The 20,087-nt window shown below is 62.9% G+C and carries 18 protein-coding genes and 2 pseudogenes; 7 read left to right on the forward strand and 13 right to left on the reverse strand.

Annotated features, from left to right (window positions below; all coding sequences use genetic code 11):
- The first annotated feature begins 41 nt into the window (after positions 1 to 41).
- The 7 genes from pip to V6093_RS19735 all read left to right on the forward strand — a co-directional run bounded on the left by pip (position 42) and on the right by V6093_RS19735 (position 8,923).
- Positions 42 to 1,013: a prolyl aminopeptidase gene (gene pip, locus V6093_RS19705; RefSeq protein WP_003249260.1), complete on the forward strand. Its 972-nt coding sequence runs from the start codon at positions 42 to 44 to the stop codon at positions 1,011 to 1,013.
- Entirely contained in the window at positions 1,010 to 1,447 is a 438-nt protein-coding gene (dtd, locus tag V6093_RS19710; RefSeq protein WP_003249262.1) for a D-aminoacyl-tRNA deacylase, read from the forward strand. The genes pip and dtd overlap by 4 nt, the downstream gene beginning before the upstream one ends.
- A gap of 263 nt (positions 1,448 to 1,710) precedes the next feature.
- Positions 1,711 to 3,450: a glucan biosynthesis protein G gene (locus V6093_RS19715; protein ID WP_003249263.1), complete on the forward strand. Its 1,740-nt coding sequence runs from the start codon at positions 1,711 to 1,713 to the stop codon at positions 3,448 to 3,450.
- Positions 3,443 to 6,016 (forward strand): glucans biosynthesis glucosyltransferase MdoH, encoded by a 2,574-nt coding sequence (gene mdoH, locus V6093_RS19720; protein ID WP_003249265.1) that lies wholly within the window; start codon positions 3,443 to 3,445, stop codon positions 6,014 to 6,016. The genes V6093_RS19715 and mdoH overlap by 8 nt, the downstream gene beginning before the upstream one ends.
- A 340-nt stretch (positions 6,017 to 6,356) precedes the next feature.
- On the forward strand, positions 6,357 to 7,154 hold the full coding sequence (locus V6093_RS19725) for a transporter substrate-binding domain-containing protein (protein WP_029380729.1): 798 nt from the start codon (positions 6,357 to 6,359) through the stop codon (positions 7,152 to 7,154).
- Positions 7,155 to 7,233: 79 nt separating this feature from the next.
- Positions 7,234 to 8,196 carry an amino acid ABC transporter permease gene (locus tag V6093_RS19730; protein WP_003249268.1) on the forward strand — a complete coding sequence of 321 codons (963 nt, stop codon included), beginning with the start codon at positions 7,234 to 7,236 and terminating at the stop codon, positions 8,194 to 8,196.
- A complete protein-coding gene (locus V6093_RS19735) occupies positions 8,189 to 8,923 on the forward strand; it encodes an amino acid ABC transporter ATP-binding protein (RefSeq protein ID WP_003249271.1) in 735 nt (244 codons plus the stop codon). The genes V6093_RS19730 and V6093_RS19735 overlap by 8 nt, the downstream gene beginning before the upstream one ends.
- Before the next feature lie 109 nt (positions 8,924 to 9,032).
- On the opposite strand, the gene V6093_RS19740 is transcribed toward V6093_RS19735, so the two are convergent.
- The 13 genes and pseudogenes from V6093_RS19740 to ubiE form a co-directional block, all read right to left on the reverse strand.
- On the reverse strand, positions 9,033 to 9,905 hold the full coding sequence (locus tag V6093_RS19740) for a methyl-accepting chemotaxis protein (protein ID WP_370626949.1): 873 nt from the start codon (positions 9,903 to 9,905) through the stop codon (positions 9,033 to 9,035).
- Positions 9,888 to 11,252: pseudogene (locus V6093_RS19745) on the reverse strand (methyl-accepting chemotaxis protein); the annotation flags it as partial. The pseudogene V6093_RS19745 and the gene V6093_RS19740, both read right to left, overlap by 18 nt.
- A 703-nt stretch (positions 11,253 to 11,955) precedes the next feature.
- Positions 11,956 to 12,828, reverse strand: coding sequence for a methyl-accepting chemotaxis protein (locus V6093_RS19750; protein ID WP_371920361.1), 873 nt, complete (start codon positions 12,826 to 12,828; stop codon positions 11,956 to 11,958).
- Positions 12,811 to 13,872 (reverse strand): annotated as a pseudogene (locus V6093_RS19755) (methyl-accepting chemotaxis protein); the annotation flags it as partial. The pseudogene V6093_RS19755 and the gene V6093_RS19750, both read right to left, overlap by 18 nt.
- A 101-nt stretch (positions 13,873 to 13,973) precedes the next feature.
- A complete protein-coding gene (locus V6093_RS19760; RefSeq protein WP_014860360.1) occupies positions 13,974 to 14,681 on the reverse strand; it encodes a 16S rRNA (uracil(1498)-N(3))-methyltransferase in 708 nt (235 codons plus the stop codon).
- The gene (gene tatC / locus V6093_RS19765; protein WP_010955577.1) at positions 14,678 to 15,466 is read right to left on the reverse strand and encodes a twin-arginine translocase subunit TatC; all 789 of its coding nucleotides are present in this window, start codon (positions 15,464 to 15,466) and stop codon (positions 14,678 to 14,680) included. Before tatC ends, V6093_RS19760 begins: the two co-directional genes overlap by 4 nt.
- Positions 15,463 to 15,843, reverse strand: coding sequence for a Sec-independent protein translocase protein TatB (gene tatB, locus V6093_RS19770; RefSeq protein ID WP_110745100.1), 381 nt, complete (start codon positions 15,841 to 15,843; stop codon positions 15,463 to 15,465). Before tatB ends, tatC begins: the two co-directional genes overlap by 4 nt.
- Before the next feature lie 3 nt (positions 15,844 to 15,846).
- Positions 15,847 to 16,119: a twin-arginine translocase TatA/TatE family subunit gene (locus tag V6093_RS19775; protein ID WP_088512556.1), complete on the reverse strand. Its 273-nt coding sequence runs from the start codon at positions 16,117 to 16,119 to the stop codon at positions 15,847 to 15,849.
- A gap of 81 nt (positions 16,120 to 16,200) precedes the next feature.
- Positions 16,201 to 16,536 (reverse strand): phosphoribosyl-ATP diphosphatase, encoded by a 336-nt coding sequence (locus V6093_RS19780; protein ID WP_003249283.1) that lies wholly within the window; start codon positions 16,534 to 16,536, stop codon positions 16,201 to 16,203.
- 1 nt (position 16,537) lies between these two features.
- The gene (gene hisI / locus V6093_RS19785) at positions 16,538 to 16,930 is read right to left on the reverse strand and encodes a phosphoribosyl-AMP cyclohydrolase (protein WP_003249284.1); all 393 of its coding nucleotides are present in this window, start codon (positions 16,928 to 16,930) and stop codon (positions 16,538 to 16,540) included.
- A gap of 72 nt (positions 16,931 to 17,002) precedes the next feature.
- Positions 17,003 to 18,625: a ubiquinone biosynthesis regulatory protein kinase UbiB gene (gene ubiB, locus V6093_RS19790; protein ID WP_004576731.1), complete on the reverse strand. Its 1,623-nt coding sequence runs from the start codon at positions 18,623 to 18,625 to the stop codon at positions 17,003 to 17,005.
- The gene (locus V6093_RS19795) at positions 18,622 to 19,245 is read right to left on the reverse strand and encodes an SCP2 domain-containing protein (RefSeq protein WP_265980084.1); all 624 of its coding nucleotides are present in this window, start codon (positions 19,243 to 19,245) and stop codon (positions 18,622 to 18,624) included. Before V6093_RS19795 ends, ubiB begins: the two co-directional genes overlap by 4 nt.
- Positions 19,245 to 20,015: a bifunctional demethylmenaquinone methyltransferase/2-methoxy-6-polyprenyl-1,4-benzoquinol methylase UbiE gene (gene ubiE / locus V6093_RS19800; RefSeq protein WP_004576729.1), complete on the reverse strand. Its 771-nt coding sequence runs from the start codon at positions 20,013 to 20,015 to the stop codon at positions 19,245 to 19,247. The genes V6093_RS19795 and ubiE overlap by 1 nt, the downstream gene beginning before the upstream one ends.
- Positions 20,016 to 20,087: the final 72 nt, after the last annotated feature.

Genomic DNA, 20,087 nt, shown 5'->3' on the forward strand with positions numbered 1-20,087 from the left:
ATGATGGCCCACGGCCGAATAATCCTCACACGGAGTGCGCAATGCAGACCCTCTACCCGCAGATCAAACCCTACGCCAGGCACGATCTGGCCGTGGAAGCGCCGCATGTGCTTTATGTCGACGAAAGCGGCTCGCCGGAAGGTTTGCCCGTGGTGTTCATCCACGGAGGCCCAGGCGCTGGCTGCGACGCCCAGAGCCGCTGCTACTTTGATCCCAACCTGTACCGCATCATCACCTTCGACCAGCGCGGCTGTGGCCGCTCCACGCCCCATGCGAGCCTGGAGAACAACACCACCTGGCACCTGGTCGAAGACCTGGAGCGCATTCGCGAACACCTTGGCATAGACAAGTGGGTGCTGTTTGGTGGCTCTTGGGGCTCGACCCTGGCCCTGGCCTACGCTCAGGCTCACCCAGAACGCGTGCACGGCCTGATCCTGCGCGGCATCTTCCTGTGCCGGCCGCAGGAAATCGAGTGGTTCTACCAGGAAGGCGCCAGCCGCCTGTTCCCCGACTACTGGCAGGACTACATCGCACCGATTCCACCGGAGGAACGCGGCGACCTGGTCAGGGCCTTCCACAAGCGCCTGACCGGTAACGACCAGATCGCCCAGATGCACGCCGCCAAGGCGTGGTCCACCTGGGAAGGCCGTACCGCCACCCTGCGCCCCAACCCGCTGGTGGTCGACCGCTTTTCCGAACCGCAGCGGGCGTTGTCGATCGCCCGCATCGAATGCCACTACTTCATGAACAACGCCTTCCTCGAACCGGACCAGCTGATCCGTGATCTGCCCAAAATCGCCCACCTGCCGGCGGTGATCGTGCATGGGCGCTACGATGTGATCTGCCCCTTGGACAACGCCTGGGCGTTGCACCAGGCCTGGCCGAACAGTGAGTTGAAAGTGATCCGTGACGCCGGTCACGCGGCTTCCGAGCCTGGCATCACCGATGCCTTGGTGCGTGCCGCCGACCAGATGGCCCGGCGCCTGCTCGACCTGCCCCTGGAAGAAGCATGAGGGGCCTGCTGCAGCGCGTGCGCGGTGCGCGGGTTGAAGTGGCGGGGGAGGTGGTCGGCGCCATCGACCAAGGGTTGCTGGTGCTGGTCGCGGTCGAGCCTGAAGATTCCCGTGAACAGGCCGATAAGCTGTTGCACAAGCTGCTGAACTACCGTGTGTTCAGTGACGAGCAGGGCAAAATGAACCTGTCGCTCAAGGATGTCGGGGGTGGCCTGCTACTGGTGTCACAGTTCACCTTGGCGGCCGACACCCGCAACGGCATGCGCCCAAGCTTCTCGACCGCAGCGCCACCGGCCCTCGGCGCCGAGTTGTTCGACTATCTTTTGCAACAGGCAAAAGCACAGTACGCCGACGTAGCCAGCGGCCGTTTTGGTGCAGATATGCAGGTGCACCTGGTCAATGATGGCCCGGTAACATTTATGTTACAAATATGAGGTCAAAAAACCCTTTGTTCACAGGAAAACAAGGGGTTTTGTACGATAAATAGTTGCTCCAGCCTGATGCGTTGTCACGCAACCTGCTGGATAATCGCGCGCTGCATGGACCTGCGTTCGTAGGTCCGTTTCACTCTGACTCGAGCATTGTCTGGATCCGTTTGGGGAATCATTACGCCCTCGCGGGGTCCGAACAGTGCTCGCCAACCCGGCATTTGTCGCTGGCCGTTGGTTTCATGATCTGTTTTCGGCGAGGGTTGCTCGTGATTGTTAGTCCCCAAAAAGCATCAAGAATCCCCAGCGTCGGGCTACGCAAGGCGCTGATGGCCAGTGTGGCTCTGGTCGGCCTGATGAGCGCGGGCCAGCTGTGGGCATTCAATCTTGACGATGTTGCTGCCAAGGCAAAGGATCTGGCCGGCCAGAAGTACGACGCGCCCAAAAGCAACCTGCCGGCCGTGTTCCGCGACATGAAGTTCGCGGACTACCAGAAAATCCGTTTCCTGCAGGAAAAGGCCGAGTGGGCGAAGGACAAGACCCCGTTCAAACTGTCGTTCTATCATCAGGGCATGCACTTCGACACCCCGGTGAAAATCAACGAGGTCACCGCCACCAAGGTCGAGGAAATCAAGTACGACCCGGACCGCTTCGAGTTCGGTGACGTGCCGCACGACCCGGAAACCACCAAAAACCTCGGTTATGCCGGTTTCCGCGTGCTGTACCCGATCAACAAGGCCGACAAGCAGGACGAGATCATGACCCTGCTTGGCGCCAGCTATTTCCGCGTTGTCGGCAAGGGCCACGTGTACGGCCTGTCTGCCCGTGGCCTGGCCATCGACACCGCCCTGCCGTCGGGCGAAGAATTCCCGCGCTTCACCGAGTTCTGGGTTGAAAAGCCCAAGCCAGCCGACAAGCACCTGGTGATCTACGCGCTGCTGGATTCGCCGCGCTCTACCGGCGCCTACAAGCTGACCTTGCGTCCAGGCAACGACACCGTGGTCGACGTGCAGTCCCGCGTGTTCCTACGTGACCATGTCAGCCGCCTGGGCATTGCGCCGCTGACCAGCATGTACCTGTTCGGCCCCAACCAGCCGTCCAAGGTGCTCAACTACCGCCCGGCACTGCATGACTCCGAAGGCCTGTCGATCCATGCCGGCAACGGCGAGTGGCTGTGGCGCCCGCTGAACAACCCGAAACACCTGGCTGTAAGTAACTTCAGCGTCGAGAACCCGCGTGGTTTCGGCCTGATGCAGCGTCAGCGTGCTTTCAGCGACTACGAAGACCTCGACGACAACTACCAGAAGCGCCCAAGCGCCTGGATCGAGCCGAAGGGTGACTGGGGCAAGGGTAGCGTCGACCTGGTCGAAATCCCGACCGCCGATGAGACCAACGACAATATCGTGGCCTTCTGGAGCCCGGAGAAACTGCCGGAGCCAGGTAAACCGTTCGAGTACGCCTACCGCCTGCACTGGACCATCGACGAGCCGAAGTTCCAGGCCCCTGACCTGGGCTCGGTCAAGCAGACCCTGCGTTCCACGGGTGACGTCAAGCAGTCCAACCTGATCCGCCAGCCAGATGGCAGCGTGGCATTCCTGGTCGACTTCGCCGGCCCGGCGCTTGCCGCCCTGCCGGAAGACACCGCCGTGCGCAGCCAGATCAGCGTGGGCGACAACGCTGAGGTGGTCGAGAACAATCTGCGCTATAACCCTGAGACCAAGGGCTGGCGCCTGACCCTGCGCCTGAAGGTCAAGGAAGCCAACAAGTCGACCGAAATGCGCGCCGCACTGGTGCGTGATGTACCGGTCGAGCCCGCCAAGCCTGCCCAGGACGCCAAGCAGGACAAGGCCGCAGCCAAGCATGCCAAGGCCGAGAAAGCCGTCAAGGCTGAGCAATCTGCCAAGGCCGAACAACCTGCCGCCGATGCGGCGCCCACCAACGGGGCCCCGGCCACCACCGAGAAGGTGCTGACCGAGACCTGGAGCTATCAGTTGCCTGCCGATGAGTAACTCAAGCGCAAGGCCGGAATCGCTTGGCGAGTACCTGGCCCACCTACCCCTGAGCGACGAGCAGCGGGCTGAACTTGCCAGCTGCACCTCGTTCAGTGAGCTACACCAACGCTTGGCGGCCAACCCGGCCGCCAGCTCTGCCGAGGCCGTGCAGGCCTCGGTGGGCCCGCGCCTGACCGTGGGCAGCGCCGCCGAGCTGGAAGATGCTGAAATGCTCGGCGTCGACGGCAGCGGTCGCCTGTGCCTGAAGATCGCCCCGCCGATCAAGCGCACCAAGGTCGTGCCCGAGCCATGGCGCACCAATGTGCTGATCCGCATGTGGCGACGCATGACCGGCCGCCCCAACGCCCCGCAGCCGCCCAAGCGCGAGCTGCCGCCGGCCCGCTGGCGCACGGTTGGCTCGATCCGCCGTTACATCCTGCTGACGCTCATGATCGGCCAGACCATCGTCGCTGGCTGGTACATGAAAGGCATCCTGCCGTACCAGGGCTGGTCGTTCGTGGACTTTGACGAAATCGTCAACCAGCCGCTGTGGGACACGGTGGTGCAGGTGTGGCCGTATGCCCTGCAAACCTCCATCCTGATTCTCTTCGGCATCCTGTTCTGCTGGGTGTCGGCGGGCTTCTGGACCGCGCTGATGGGCTTCCTCGAGCTGCTCACCGGGCGCGACAAATACAAGATTTCCGGCAGCAGCGCAGGCAACGAGCCGATCGCGCCCGAGGCGCGTACCGCGCTGGTGATGCCGATCTGCAACGAAGACGTGCCGCGGGTGTTCGCCGGCCTGCGCGCAACGTTCGAGTCGGTGGCCGCCAGCGGCAACCTCGACCGGTTCGACTTCTTTGTGCTCAGCGACACCAACGACACCGACATCGCCGTGGCCGAGCAACAGGCCTGGCTGGATGTGTGCCGCGAAACCAAAGGCTTTGGCCGCATCTTCTACCGCCGCCGTCGGCGCCGTGTGAAGCGCAAGAGCGGCAACCTCGATGACTTCTGCCGTCGCTGGGGTGGCGAGTACAAGTACATGGTTGTGCTCGACGCCGACAGCGTCATGAGTGGCGAGTGCCTGAGCAGCCTGGTGCGCCTGATGGAGGCCAACCCGGACGCCGGCATCATCCAGACCGGGCCGAAAGCCTCGGGCATGGATACCCTGTATGCACGCATGCAACAGTTCGCTACCCGCGTGTACGGCCCACTGTTCACTGCCGGTTTGCACTTCTGGCAGTTGGGTGAGTCGCACTACTGGGGCCACAACGCGATCATCCGCATGAAGCCGTTCATCGAGCACTGCGCCCTGGCGCCGTTGCCGGGCAAGGGCGCGTTCGCCGGTGCCATCCTTTCCCACGACTTCGTCGAAGCCGCGCTGATGCGCCGTGCCGGCTGGGGTGTGTGGATTGCCTACGACTTGCCGGGCAGCTACGAAGAACTGCCGCCAAACCTGCTCGACGAGCTCAAGCGCGACCGCCGCTGGTGCCACGGCAACCTGATGAACTTCCGCCTGTTCCTGGTCAAGGGCATGCACCCGGTTCACCGTGCGGTGTTTCTCACCGGGGTGATGTCTTACCTGTCGGCGCCGCTGTGGTTCCTGTTCCTGGTGCTGTCGACCGCGCTGCTGGCGACCAACACGCTGATGGAGCCGCAGTATTTCATCGAGCCTTACCAGCTTTACCCGCTGTGGCCGCAATGGCACCCGGAGAAGGCTGTGGCGCTGTTCTCCACCACGATTGTGCTGCTGTTCCTGCCCAAGCTGCTTAGCGTCATCCTGATCTGGGCCAAGGGCGCCGTCGAGTACGGTGGACGCGTCAAGGTCACCTTGTCGATGCTGATGGAGATGCTGTTCTCCATGTTGCTGGCACCGGTACGCATGATCTTCCACACCCGCTTCGTGCTGGCCGCGTTCCTCGGCTGGGCTGCGACCTGGAACTCGCCGCAGCGTGACGACGACTCCACGCCGTGGGGCGAAGCCGTGCGCCGGCATGGCCCGCAGACGCTGCTGGGCGTTGCCTGGGCCGCACTGGTGGCGTGGTTGAACCCGAGCTTCCTGTGGTGGCTGGCGCCTATCGTCGGTTCGCTGGTGCTGTCGATCCCTGTATCGGTGATTTCCAGCCGCACCCGCCTGGGCCTGGCGGCCAAGGACGAGAAGCTGTTCCTCATCCCAGAGGAATACGCCACCCCACAAGAGCTGTTGGCTACCGACCAGTACACCCACGAAAACCGCTGGCATGCCTTGCATGATGGTTTCGTGCGGGCCGTGGTCGACCCGCGGCAGAACGCCCTGGCCTGCGCCATGGCCACTGCCCGCCATGGCCAGGCGGCACCGATCGAAGCGTTGCGTGCCGAGCGCGTTGCCAAGGCAATTGAAGTCGGGCCAAAAGGCCTGGACCTCAATACTCGCCTGGCCCTGCTCAGCGACCCGGTGGCACTGAGCCGCCTGCACGAGCAGGTGTGGGCCGAGCACAATGCGGCCTGGATCGATGTGTGGCGTGCGTCGATCAACAATGACCCGCATTCGCCGCTGTTGCCGTTGCACCCGGAAAACGCAGGCCAACCGGCACTCGTCGGCGCCTGATCGGGCCTGTTCGCGGCGGTTCGGCGCCCCGATGGACCCGCTCCTACGGGGCGCCTGACAGGGCCTCTTCGCGGGTGAACCCGCTCCTACGGGGCGCCTGATCGGGGCTCTTCGCGGGTGAACGCGCTCCTACCAGGGATACACATTCCCTTGTAGGCGCGGGTTCACCCGCGAAGCTTTTTGGCCTAGCCCCCTCATTTTGGCCAACAAAGTCCCCCCGCGGCTCTAGGTCCACGGGCCGCCATGCGTTAGCATCCCTCTCCGATACGACGCTTCGGCCAGTACGGCCGTGCCAACACAATAAGATTCGCTACTTTTCTTGCTAGGGGACTTGGTGATGATCAAGAAATACCTTTCGCGACTGCTGGTCGGTGTGACCGCCCTGGTCGCCGTGACCGCGGCCCAGGCGGGCGCCATCGATGACGCGGTCAAGCGCGGCACCTTGCGGGTGGGCATGGACCCAACCTACATGCCGTTCCAGATGACCAACAAACGTGGCGAGATCATCGGCTTCGAAGTCGATATCCTCAAAGCCATGGCCAAGTCCATGGGCGTGAAGTTCGAGGCCGTGTCCACCGCCTATGACGGCATCATCCCGGCCCTGCTGACCGACAAGTTCGACATGATCGGCAGCGGCATGACCCTGACCCAGGAGCGCAACCTGCGTCTGAACTTCAGCGAACCCTTCATCGTGGTTGGCCAGACCCTGCTGATCCGCAAGGAACTGGCTGGCGAGATCAAGTCGTACAAGGACCTGAACAACGAGAAGTATCGCCTGACCTCCAAGCTTGGCACCACCGGCGAAATGGTGTCCAAGAAGCTGATCAGCAAAGCCAAGTACCACGGTTACGACAACGAGCAGGAAGCGGTGATGGACGTGGTCAATGGCAAGGCCGACGCCTTTGTCTATGACGCGCCGTACAACGTGGTGGCGGTAGAGAAAGCCGGCGCCGGCAAGCTGCTGTTCCTCGAAGAACCCTTCACCTACGAGCCGCTGGCCTTCGGCCTGAAGAAAGGCGACTACGACAGCATCAACTTCATCAACAACTTCCTGCACCAGATCAAGCACGACGGGACCTACGATCGTATTCACGACAAGTGGTTCAAGAACAAGGACTGGCTGAAGGAAATGGAATAAGGCTCAGGCCACAAGCCCGGCTTTATGACCCCGACGCGCAGGCAAACCCTGCGCGTTCGCATTTACGGAAGTACCCCACGTGATCAAACACAAGAAAGCCCAGTGGCCTTGGCATGGGTTGACTGCCCTGGTCCTGGTAGGCCTGGCGCTCAGCCTTTACATGGCCACCTCGATGATTTCCTACGAGTGGCGCTGGAACCGCGTACCGCAGTACTTCGCCTACAAGGCCGAGGAAACACAACGCGCTGCCGGCTACGGCACTGTGCAGGAAATCGTCATCTCCGGTGACAACGCCCGCGTCACGCTGAAGGACGAAAGTGGTGCCGAGCAAGTGCTCGATGTGGCCAAGGACAGCCTGCAACTGAGCCGCGGCGACGATGTTGCCGAAGGCGACCAGATTGGGGTAACCCGCCATTGGGCCGCTGGCCCGCTGGCATGGGGCCTGTGGACCACCTTGTGGATCTCGGTGGTGTCCGGGGCGCTGGGCCTGGTGATCGGCCTGTTCGCAGGATTGTGCCGGTTGTCGAACAACCCGACCCTGCGCGACCTGTCGACCGTCTATGTCGAGCTGGTGCGCGGCACGCCGCTGCTGGTGCAGATCTTCATCTTCTACTTCTTCATCGGCACCGTGCTCAACCTGTCCCGCGAGTTTGCCGGGGTAGCGGCGCTGGCATTGTTTACTGGTGCTTACGTGGCCGAAATCGTCCGTGCAGGCGTGCAGTCGATCGCCAAGGGCCAGAACGAGGCTGCCCGGTCGCTGGGCCTGAACGCTGGCCAGTCGATGCGCCATGTGATCTTGCCGCAGGCGTTCAAGCGCGTGCTTCCGCCCCTGGCCGGCCAGTTCATCAGCCTGGTCAAGGACACCTCGCTGGTCTCGGTGATCGCCATCACCGAACTGACCAAGAGTGGCCGTGAGGCCATCACCACCTCGTTCTCTACCTTCGAGATCTGGTTCTGCGTGGCAGGCCTGTACCTGCTGATCAACCTGCCGCTGTCGCACATTGCCAGCCGGCTCGAGCGGAGGCTCGCGCAAAGTGATTGAAGTCCGTGATTTGCTGAAAGTCTTCGACACCCGTGGCCAGGTGGTAAGGGCTGTGGATAACGTCACCACTCAGGTCGCCAAGGGCGAAGTGGTGGTCGTGCTCGGCCCGTCGGGGTCGGGCAAATCGACGTTCCTGCGCTGCCTCAACGGCCTGGAGCATTTCGACCAAGGCCATGTGGCCATCGATGGCCTGCAACTGGCCGACCCCAAGACCGACATCAATGCCTACCGCCGCGAAGTTGGCATGGTGTTCCAGCACTTCAACCTGTTCCCGCACATGACTGTGCTGGAAAACCTGTGCCTGGCGCAGAAGGTGGTGCGCAAGCGCAACAAGGCTGACCGCGAGGCCAAGGCCCGGGCGCTGCTGGAAAAGGTCGGTATCGCGCAGAAGGCCAACGAATTCCCGTCCCGGCTTTCTGGCGGCCAGCAGCAGCGGGTCGCGATTGCCCGGGCCCTGGCGATGGACCCGAAAGTGATGCTGTTCGACGAGCCTACCTCGGCGCTTGACCCGGAAATGGTCGGTGAGGTGCTGGACGTGATGAAGACCCTGGCCCAGGAAGGCATGACCATGGTTTGCGTCACCCACGAAATGGGCTTCGCCCGCGAAGTGGCTGACCGCGTGCTGTTCTTCGACCACGGCAAACTGCTGGAAGATTCGGCCCCGGCCGCGTTCTTCGCTGCGCCGAAAGACCCGCGTGCGCAGGCATTCCTGCGCCAGGTGCTGTAACCGCGCTGGCTTCTTCGCGGGCAAGCTCGCTCCTGCATGTCCACCACTGCCTTGAGGGGGGTGATGTACCTGTGTGAGCGGGCTTGCCCGCGAAGAGGGCGAGGCGAAGTCAGAGGCTGAACCGCCCCACCATCCCCCGCAATTGCTGCCCCAGATGCTCCAGTTCTCCACTCGAGGCTGCCGTCTGCTCACTGGCCGCGCTGGTCTGATCCGAAACATCCCGCACATTGATCACACTTCGGTTGATCTGCTCGGCCACCACGCTCTGCTCTTCACTGGCGGTGGCGATCTGCTGGTTCATGCCCTGAATGCTCGACACCGTGTCGGTGATCTGGCTCAGTGCGTGCCCGGCCCTGCGGCTCAGCTCCACACTCTGTTCGGTCAGGCTCTTGCTGCTGTCCAGCAAGCGGGTCACTTCGTCGGTACCGTTGTGCAGGCTGTCGATCAGTTGGCCGATCTCTTCGGTCGCCGTCGACGTGCGCTGTGCCAGGCCACGCACCTCATCGGCCACCACGGCAAAGCCACGCCCGGCTTCACCGGCCCGTGCCGCTTCGATCGCTGCGTTCAGCGCCAGCAGGTTGGTCTGTTCGGACACCGACTTGATCACATCGAGAATGCTGCCAATCCGCTGGCTCTCGCCTGCCAGGTGCTGCATGGCCGCCAGGCAATGGTCCATCTGCCCGGCCAGCTGTTCGATACGGCCGATGGCTTCGGCGACGACCTGGTCACCCACCTGTGCCTGCTGGTCAGCGCTGGTCGCGGCCAGGGAGGCTTGCTCGGCGTTCTGTGCCACTTCCTGCACGGTGGCGCTCATCTGGTTCATGGCAGTGGCCACCTGGTCAGTTTCCTCGCGCTGCTGATTGATGCGCAGCTTGGTGTCTTCGCTACTGGCCGCCAACTGCGTCGCGGCCTGTGACAGCTGGCCGACACCCTGATCAATGCCACCGATCAGCTCGCGCAGGCTCAAGGTCATCTCGCGCATGCTGGTTTGCAGCTGGCCCATTTCGTCGCGACGTTGCACGGTGTCGACCTGGCTCAGGTCACCCTTGGCGATGCGGGCAGCCACGGCCAGTGTCTGGCGCAACGGCTGGGTGATCTGCAAGGTGATCAGCCAAGCGGCCAGCGCCCCTACCACCATGGCCAGCAGCGCCACACTGGTCAGCAGCGACCGGGCGGCCAAGGCCTCTCTGTCGCGTTGTTCGACCTTGCGTTTGCCCAGTTCGAGGCTCACCGTTCGCAGCTCGTTGCCCATGTTTTCCATGTTGTTCTGCAACTGCTCCACACGTACGGCGGCGCGGCGGTACTGATCCAGGCTGGTGCGGTACTTGCTCAGCTCGACACCCGGTTGCTCAGTGATGGCGCGTGGCAAGCCCAACGGCGCAAGGCCTTCAAGCAGTTGCGCAAGGCTATTGTCGGCGGCATCCAGGGCGTTATCACCGACTTTGGCAAAATCCTCGACCGGGGCGAAGGTGTAGGCGGGAACCAGGCTTTGCTGGTTGGCACCTTCGACATGCCGGCTGAGGGTATCCATCAGGCCCAGCACACCACTTTGCTGACTGTTGTCAGGCATTTTCAGCAAGGCCTGGGTCTGCAGTTGGTCAATCGCCTCGCTGAGTGCATGCTCCTGTGACTGCAGGGCTTCGCGCAGGGCTACACGGCTGACGACGCTGCGCTGCAGTTCGCTGAAGGTGTCGCGCAGGTTCTGCAACAATGCCATTTTTTCTGTCAGCAACTGCCGTGACTCATCGACGTTGCTGCGTTGTTGCAGGGTGGTCAGCATGCTGTTGAGCTGGTCGAGGATGTTGCTGATGCGTGCTCTGCTGGCATCGTCGTTGAGCACGCGGTAGGTGATGCGTTCCGCGCGCAGGTCTTTTGTCAGGTCGTTGATCAGGCCTATTTCGCTGAGTTGCTGTGAGCGCACGATGGCACCATCCAGGGCACGCCAGCCGCTGATGGTGGTGGCCAGGGTGAGCAGCAGGACCACGGCGAAGCCGAGGGCCAGCTTGGCGGCGACACTGATGTTGCCGAGCTTGCGGTTGAGGGAGCCAAGCATGGGGAATCTCCGAGCGAGTGAGAGAAAGGATGCAGGCGCATGGCTGGCATCACATCTCTGCCCATCGGCAGCGGAGCTGTAGGACTTGACCTGATAAACAGGTAGGAAAGTTCGCCGCGAACAGTAGGATATATTTCGTCCTGTGCCGTCCTCTTCGCGGGTAAACCCGCTCCTACGACGGCCTGTGCATGCGTGTAGGCGCGGGTTTACCCGCGAATACGGTGGTGCCGGCAACGGTGAACGGCGGGTGGAAGTTGGCCAGCAGGGCCGGCCCATTCGCGGGTGAACCCGCTCCTACGACGGCCTGTGCATGTGTGTAGGAGCGGGTTTACCCGCGAATACGGTGGTGCCGGCAACGGTGAGCGGCGGGTGGAGATTGGCCAGCAGGGCCGGCCCATTCGCGGGTGAACTCGCTCCTACGACGGCCTGTGCATGCGTGTAGGAGCGGGTTTACCCGCGAATACGGTGGCGGCGGCAACGGTGAACGGCGGGTGGAAATTGGCCAGCCGGGCCGGCCCATTCGCGGGTGAACCCGCTCCTACGACGGCCTGTGCATGCGTGTAGGAGCGGGTTTACCCGCGAATACGGTGGCGGCGGCAACGGTGAACGGCGGGTGGAAATTGGCCAGCCGGCCTGGCCCATTCGCGGGTGAACCCGCTCCTACGACGGCCTGTGCATGCGTGTAGGAGCGGGTTTACCCGCGAATACGGTGGTGCCGGCAACGGTAAACGGCGGGTGGAAATTGGCCAGCAGGGCCGGCCCATTCGCGGGTGAACCCGCTCCTACGACGGCCTGTGCGTGTGTGTAGGCGCGGGTTTACCCGCGAATACGGTGGCGGCGGCAACGGTGAACGGCGGGTGGAAATTGGCCAGCAGGGCCGGCCCATTCGCGGGTGAACCCGCTCCTACGACGGCCTGTGCATGTGTGTAGGCGCGGGTTTACCCGCGAAGAGGCCCGACCGGGCGACCGCTGGTTCAGATCACAGCCGGAACCGCCCAACCAACCCTTGCAAATGGGTACCCAACCGCGCCAGTTCCACGCTGGAGCTGGCCGTCTCCTCACTCGCCGCCGAGGTCTGGTCGGAAATATCACGCACATTCATCACGCTGCGGTTGATTTCTTCGGCCACCGCCGTCTGCTCCTCGGCCGCTGTGGCAATCTGCTGGTTCATTGCCTGGATCGACGACACCGTGCGGGTGATGGTTTCCAGCGAGCTGCCGGCGCGGCGGGTCAGCTCGACGCTGCTGTCGGTCAGTTGGCGGCTGTTGTCCATCACGCTGGCCACCCGTTGGGTGCCGCTTTGCAGGCCGGCAATCAACTCTTCGATCTCTTCGGTCGACTGCTGTGTGCGCTGGGCCAAGCTGCGTACTTCGTCGGCAACCACGGCAAAGCCACGCCCGGCCTCTCCGGCGCGGGCGGCTTCGATTGCTGCGTTGAGGGCCAGCAGGTTGGTTTGCTGGGCCACCGATTTGATTACGTCGAGTACGCTGCCGATCTTGTCGCTCTCGGTCTTGAGCAGGTTCATCGCTTCGCTGGAGTTGATCACTTCGCTTGCCAGGCGCTCGATCTGTGCCACTGCCTCGCCCACCACGCGATCGCCCTCGCGGGCCTGCTGGTCGGCCATCAAGGCGGCTTCCGAAGCCTGCTCGGCATTGCGTGCCACTTCGTGCACGGTGGCAGTCATCTGGTTCATCGCGGTCGCCACCTGGTCGGTTTCGACCTTTTGGTTGTTGACCCCGGCGCTGGTCTGCTCTGTGACCGCCGACAGCTCCTCGGCAGCGCTGGCGATCTGCGTCACGCCATCGCCAATACCGCCGATCAGTTCACGCAAACCTTGGGTCATACGATGCATGCTGGCCTGCAATTGGCCCAGTTCGTCGCGGCGTTGCACCTGCAGGCTCTGGGTCAGGTCTCCGCTGGCCACACGCTCTGCGGCGCGCAGTGTTTGGCGCAGAGGGATGATGATCTGCCGGGTAATGGCCCAGGCGGCCAGCAGGCCAAGGGCCAGTGCCAGCACGGTGGCAACTGCCAGCAGTGTTTTGGCCTGCGCGGCCGCGGCATCGCGCACCTCAGTTTGCGAGGTGGTCATCATCTGGCTGGCCTGCAGCAGTACCGTGCCTTGTTCAACCATGCGTTGCAGCGCTTGCTCACTGGCAAGCTGGGCATTGCCGAATTGGGTCACCGCATCGCGGTAGCCGCCCATGGCCGTGGCGGCATCATCCAGGCTGGCAGCATGTTCGGCTGGCACTTTGGCCGGCAGTGCACGCAGCTCGGCCAAGGCCTGGTCGATGGCCTTCAGTGCCGTTTGCTGGTAATCGGCATTGCCGCTGTAGGTGTAGCCACGCACCTGGAAACGCGCTTGTTGCAGCAGGGCGCTGACGTCCACCGCGTGCTGGTACTGGTTGATGTTTGCGCCTTGCAGCAGGCTACGCTGTACGCGGCCTATCAACTCCACGGCTTTATCGGCGCTGCTACCCAGTACATCACGGCTGGCTTCGCGACGTTGGTCGGCTTGCTTAAGCTCGTTGAATGCCTGCTGGTAGGTGCGCACTGCCTCGCGTTGCTGTTCGAGGCGTTGGCGGTCGGCGGGTTGTTCGATCTGGCCAAGCATCCGCTGCACCTGGCGGTCGAGGTTGCTCAGGGCTTTTTCCAGTTCTGCCAGCGAAGCGTCGTCGCGGCGGCGATCGTAATGCTGGCGGGCGATACGCAATTCCTGGGTGTATTGCTGGATAACAGAGATGTTTCCCAGCTTGTCGCCACGGTCGATGATGCTGTCCATGCCGTGCCAGCCGGTCAGGGTAATCGCCAGGGTAAACAGCAGCACCAGGCCGAAACCCAGCCCCAGTTTGCGATTGACGCTCACATCGCCCAGCGATTGGGCTAACCATTGATACATGTTCGACTCCCCGGCGGCTTGGCAGCACAAATAATTGTATTGTTGCCAAGGCCATCGGCCCGGGAGAGGGAAACTTGATGGGCGAAAAAGTGGTGTTTGTGTCAGAAAATACGCGAAAGCAGCGCAGTAACGGCGGTCTCCACCCGCAAGATGCGATCACCCAGCTGTACCGGCGCCAGGCCTGCCTTGCCCAGCAGGTCGATCTCGTAGGGGATCCAGCCACCCTCGGGGCCAATGGCCAGGGTAACGGTTTGTTCTACGGCGCGCGGACAGGCTGGGTAGGGGCCGGGATGGCCGACCAGGCCCAGGGTGCCGGCGGCGATGGTGGGCAGGCGGTCTTCGACAAAAGGCTTGAAGCGCTTTTCGATGATCACCTCGGGCAGCACGGTGTCGCGTGCCTGTTCCAGGCCCAGGATCAGGTTTTCGCGAATGCTCTCGGGCTGTAGAAAAGGTGTTTGCCAGAAGCTTTTCTCGACCTTGTAGCTGTTCAGCAGGATCAGCCGCGGCACGCCCAATGTGGCCACGGTCTGGAACAGCCGTCGCAGCATTTTTGGTCGAGGCACTGCCAGCACCAGGGTCAGCGGCAGCTTGGCCGGTGGCTGCTGGTCGAAGGCCACTTCAAGTTCGGCTTCGTGCTTTTCCAGGCGCAGCACCGTGGCCTTGCCCATCAGGCCATTGATACGGCCCACGCGCAGGTTGTCGCCCACTGCCACGCGGTGGATATCCTGCATATGGGTGAAGCGCCGATCAGCAAGAACGACGCGGTTGGCCGAGACGAAGTCGGCCTCTTCAAGAAGCAGCAGGTTCACGGTTGGGTCGCTGGTGGCTGGTCGTTATGGTCGTCGGCGGTTTCGTCGTGGGCGCTGCGCTTGCGGATCAGGCTGCCGCACAGCACGCCGATCTCGAACAGCAGCCACATGGGCACGGCCAGCAGGGTCTGGGAGAAGATGTCCGGTGGGGTGAGAACCATGCCGACCACGAAACAGCCGATGATCACATACGGGCGGACTTTCTTCAGGTACTTCACGTCGACCACGCCGATCCACACCAGCAGTACGACCGCCACCGGGATTTCGAAGGCCACGCCAAAGGCGAAGAACAGCGTCATCACGAAGTCGAGGTAGCTTGCGATGTCGGTCATCATCGAAACGCCTTCTGGCGTGGCGCTGGCGAAGAAACCGAAGATCAGCGGGAATACAAGGAAGTAGGCGAATGCCATGCCGGCATAGAACAGGAAGATGCTCGACACCAACAGTGGAATGGCGATGCGCTTTTCATGGCGGTACAGCCCTGGCGCGATAAACCCCCAGATCTGCTGAAGGATGAACGGGATGGCCAGGAACAGCGAGACGATCATGGTCAGCTTGAACGGCGTGAGGAACGGCGAGGCCACATCGGTGGCGATCATCGTTGCGTTGGCCGGCAAGTGCTCGCGCAGCGGCGCGGAAACCAGTGTGTAGATCTGCTGGGCGAAGGAGAACAGCCCGGCAAAGATCAGGAAAATGACGGCAACACAGCGCAGCAGGCGGGTGCGCAGTTCGGTCAGGTGCGAAACCAGCGGCATCGGCTGGTCGTGTTCCGGATTCTCGCTCATGGGGCTCGCGGCGGTTGAGGCGGTTCAGAAGAAGCGGCCGGGGTGGCAGCTGGCTCGACAACCGGCCTGGTTTCGAGCCCGGCAGGTGGCTGCACACTGGCCGTGGTCACTGGCGGCTGTGCGGGTGGCGCTAGCGGGTTGAGGATGCGCTTGGCTTCCTCTTCCATCTGCAGGATGTGCTCATTGTGCAGCTGGCGGCGGATGTCGTCGGCGCCTATTTCGCGCTCCACTTCCATCTTGATGCTGTTGAAGCTGCGCTTGAGCCGGCCGATCCACAGGCCTGCCGTGCGCGCGGCACCCGGCAGGCGCTCGGGGCCGAGCACCAGCAGGGCGACCAGGCCGACGAGCAGGAGCTCGCTGAAACTGATGCCGAACATGGGTCAGTCTTTCCGCTGCGGCTCTTGGACCGGGTGGGCCTGGCCTTCGATGGTGTGGCCTTGCTGCGGCTGCGCGGTGCTTTGCACCGGTGGCACAGGTTGGGCAGGCGGCGGAGTCTGCTCGGCCGGCTTGCTCTCTTCTTCGTTCATGGCCTTGCGGAAGCCCTTGATCGACTCGCCCAGGTCGCTGCCGAAGTTCTTCAGCTTCTTGGTGCCGAACACCAGGACCACGACGACCAGCAGGACGATCCAGTGTTTCCAGTCAAAGATACCCATTTCGTACTCCTGAAAATTGTGTGTACAGCATATCGATGCGGCAACCCGGCGCCTGTGGGAGCGGGCGTCCTCGATAAAACATCAGGCAGATGGCTGGCGTGCGGCCTTTTCATCATGCCCGGAAAGCCCGAAGCGGCGTTCCAGCTCATCCAGCACGGCTTGCGGATGCTGGCCCAGCGCACTGAGCATCACCAGGCTATGAAACCACAGGTCGGCGGTTTCGTAGATGACATCGCTGTAATCCTTGCTGATCTGGGCATCCTTGGCAGCAATGATCGTTTCGACCGACTCTTCGCCGAGCTTTTCAAGGATCTTGTTCAGGCCCTTGTGGTACAGGCTGGCCACGTAGGAGCTGTCAGGCGCCGCTTGCTTGCGTTCTTCAAGCACTTCGGCCAGGCGGTTGAGGGTGTCGCTCATGTCAATGTCCTGCGCTGTAGATGGCATCCGGGTCCTTCAGGACCGGGTCGACGATTTTCCACTGGCCGTCTTCATAGACGCGGTAGAAGCAGCTTTCACGACCGGTATGGCAGGCGATATGGCCCAGTTGCTCGACCATCAGGATGATCACGTCGGCGTCACAGTCCAGGCGCAACTCATGCAGTTTTTGCACATGCCCGGACTCCTCGCCTTTACGCCATAGCTTGCCACGCGAACGCGACCAGTAGATGGCACGCTGCTCGGCGGCCGTCAGGGCCAGCGATTCACGGTTCATCCAGGCCATCATCAGCACGCGTCCGGTCTTGTGGTCCTGGGCGATCGCCGGTACCAGGCCATCGCTGTTCCACTTGATCTCGTCCAGCCAGTCTTTCATCGTCGACTCCAAAGCGGGCCCGCTCCTGTGCCGGGCCCTTTGCGCTAGTGTGCCAGCCACAGGCGCGGCTGGCTATTGGCGCACGATCAGGTAAAGGCCCGCAGCCAGCATCAACCAGGCTGGCCAGGCGGCCGGGGCGGCCAGGCTGGCGGTTTCGGCAGCGCCTGCAGCCAAAACTGCGCCACCGCCAAGCAGGCCGGCGCCCAGCAGGCGCAGCGCCCAGCGGTCGCCCTGGCGGCGCCGTTCCGGCAGTTGTGGATCGTGCAGGTGAGGCTGCGACAGGCGCTCGAGCAGGTCGCGGGTCATGCCGGCCAGGTGCGGCAGTTGCTCTACCTGGCTGTGCAGGTTGCCGAACACCGCCTTGGGGCTATAGCGGTCGCGCATCCAGCGTTCGAGGTACGGCTTGGCGGTGCTCCACAGGTCCAGGTCGGGGTACAGCTGACGGCCCAGGCCTTCGATGTTGAGCAGGGTTTTCTGCAGCAATACCAGTTGTGGCTGCACTTCCATGTTGAAGCGCCGTGCAGTCTGGAACAGGCGCATCAGCACCTGGCCGAAGGAAATATCTTTTAACGGTTTTTCAAAGATCGGCTCGCACACGGTGCGAATCGCTGCTTCGAACTCGTTGACCTTGGTGTTTGCCGGCACCCAGCCCGAGTCGATGTGCAACTGGGCGACGCGGCGGTAGTCACGCTTGAAGAAGGCAAACAGGTTGCGCGCCAGATAGTCCTGGTCCTCGGCGGTGAGGCTGCCGACGATGCCGCAGTCGATGGCAATGTACTGTGGGCTCCACGGTTTGACCGTGCTGACGAAGATGTTGCCAGGGTGCATGTCGGCATGGAAGAAGCTGTCGCGGAACACCTGGGTGAAGAACACTTCCACGCCGCGCTCGGCCAGCAGCTTCATGTCGGTGCGCTGGTCGGCCAAGGTGGCCATGTCGGTCACCGGTACGCCGTAGATGCGCTCCATCACCAGCACCTTGGGGCGGCACAGGTCCCAGTACACCTGGGGTACGTACATCAGCTCGGAGTCTTCGAAGTTGCGCCGCAGCTGGCTGGCGTTGGCAGCCTCGCGCAGCAGGTCGAGCTCGTCGTAGATGGTTTTTTCGTAGTCGCCGACGATTTCCACCGGGTGCAGGCGACGGGCATCCGCCGAGGCGCGTTCGGCGGCCTTGGCGATCAGGAACAGCCAGGCCAGGTCCTGGGCGATGACCGGCTTCAGGCCCGGGCGCACCACCTTGACCACCACCTCTTCGCCGGTTTTCAGGCGTGCGGCGTGCACCTGGGCCACCGAGGCCGAGGCCAGAGGCTCGACGTCGAAACGGCTGAACACCTCGCCGACCTTTGCACCGAGCTGTTCCTCGATCAAGGCCACGGCTTTTTTCGGGTCGAACGGTGGCACACGGTCCTGCAACAGCATCAGCTCGTCGGCGATGTCGGGGGGCAGCAGGTCGCGGCGGGTGGACAGCAGCTGGCCAAACTTGATGAAGATCGGCCCCAGGTCCTGCAGTGCCAGGCGCAGGCGCGCGCCACGGCTGAGTTCGGTGGGCTTGCGTGGCAGCCAGCGCCACGGCATCAACAGGCGCAGGCTGGCCAGCCACCAGGGCAGCAAGGGCTGGTCGAACAGCAGGTCATCGAGGCGGTAGCGGATTACCACACGCTGGATGCGAAAAAGACGTCGGACGGCGAGCAGCTTCATGCGTTATCGCTGGTATCAAGGGATCGGGAGAGGCGCCTGAGGCGCGCTTCGAGGCGTTCTGTATCAAGCTTCAAGGCATCGAGCTCGCTGAAGGCGGCTTCGGCTTCGCGCTTGCCGACCAGGGTACGGGATTCTTCGGCCAGGTATTCGGACAGGATCTGGCTGAACCGTGCCAGGCCTTGGCGAGTCCAGCGAGCGCGCAGGCGGATATGGCCGGCCAGCATTGCCGTGGCGACCGGGCCAAGCCAGCGTTGCAGCTCGTGCTCCCAGTCCAGCTCCAGGTCCTGCAGCACACCGAACAGGTCGAGCAGTACGGCGCTGTCGCCGTGCAGCTCGACCTGCGGGCTGTGCAGCACAGCGGTCTTGTCCTTGACCAAGGCCAGTTGCGCCAGGCTACCGGCGGGGGCGCGCAGGCGGCAGTCGACCTCGCCCTGCCAATGGGCGGCGAGCATCAGGCCCTCTTCATCGGGCAGGATGAACACCTGCAGGGCCGGTTGGCGGCAGTCGATCTCGATGACCTTGCCTTCCAGCGCGGCCAGCCGCGGCAGGGCCGTGCTGTCCAGGCGCAGGATGCGGTTCAGGCCATGTTCGACGCTGGCGAGCAGCCCGGCCAGCAACATCAGGGCTTGATTCCCCGGTGCACGGCAACGATGCCGCTGGTCATGTTGTGGTAGGTGACGCGGTCGAAACCGGCCTCGACCATCATGCTCTTCAGGGTTTCCTGGTCAGGGTGCATGCGGATCGACTCGGCGAGGTAACGGTAGCTCTCGGCGTCATTGGTGATCAGCTTGCCAGCCAGCGGCATGAAGGCGAACGAGTAGGCGTCGTAGGCCTTGGACATCAGCTTGTTGGTCGGCTTGGAGAACTCCAGGATCAGCAGGCGGCCACCGGGCTTGAGCACGCGCAGCATCGAACGGATGGCGGCGTCCTTGTGGGTAACGTTGCGCAGGCCGAAAGCGATGGTCACGCAGTCGAAGTGGTTGTCCGGGAACGGCAGCTTTTCAGCGTCGGCCTGGACGAACTCGATGTTGCCGGCCACGCCACGGTCAAGCAGGCGGTCACGGCCAACCTTGAGCATCGAATCGTTGATGTCGGCCAGCACCACTTGCCCGGTCGGCCCGACAAGACGCGAGAACTTGGCCGCCAGGTCACCGGTACCGCCGGCGATGTCCAGCACGCGGTTGCCGCTGCGCACGCCCGACAGCTCGATGGTAAACCGCTTCCACAGGCGGTGCATGCCGCCGGAAAGCACGTCGTTCATCAGGTCGTACTTGGCTGCTACCGAGTGGAACACTTCGGCGACTTTTTTCGCCTTCTGGCTTTCAGGCACGTCCTGGTAGCCGAAATGGGTGGTGGGTTCGGCGTGGTCGCCTTTGCGCTGGTCGTTCATATCGCTTCACCGGAAAAAATTACCGCCATTCTAGGGCGAACGGGCGGATTTGTCTTGGCGGGGTGTGCCAGT

This window comes from Pseudomonas putida group bacterium ESBL64 (assembly GCF_045277175.1).
Classification (GTDB): Bacteria; Pseudomonadota; Gammaproteobacteria; order Pseudomonadales; family Pseudomonadaceae; genus Aquipseudomonas; species Aquipseudomonas alloputida.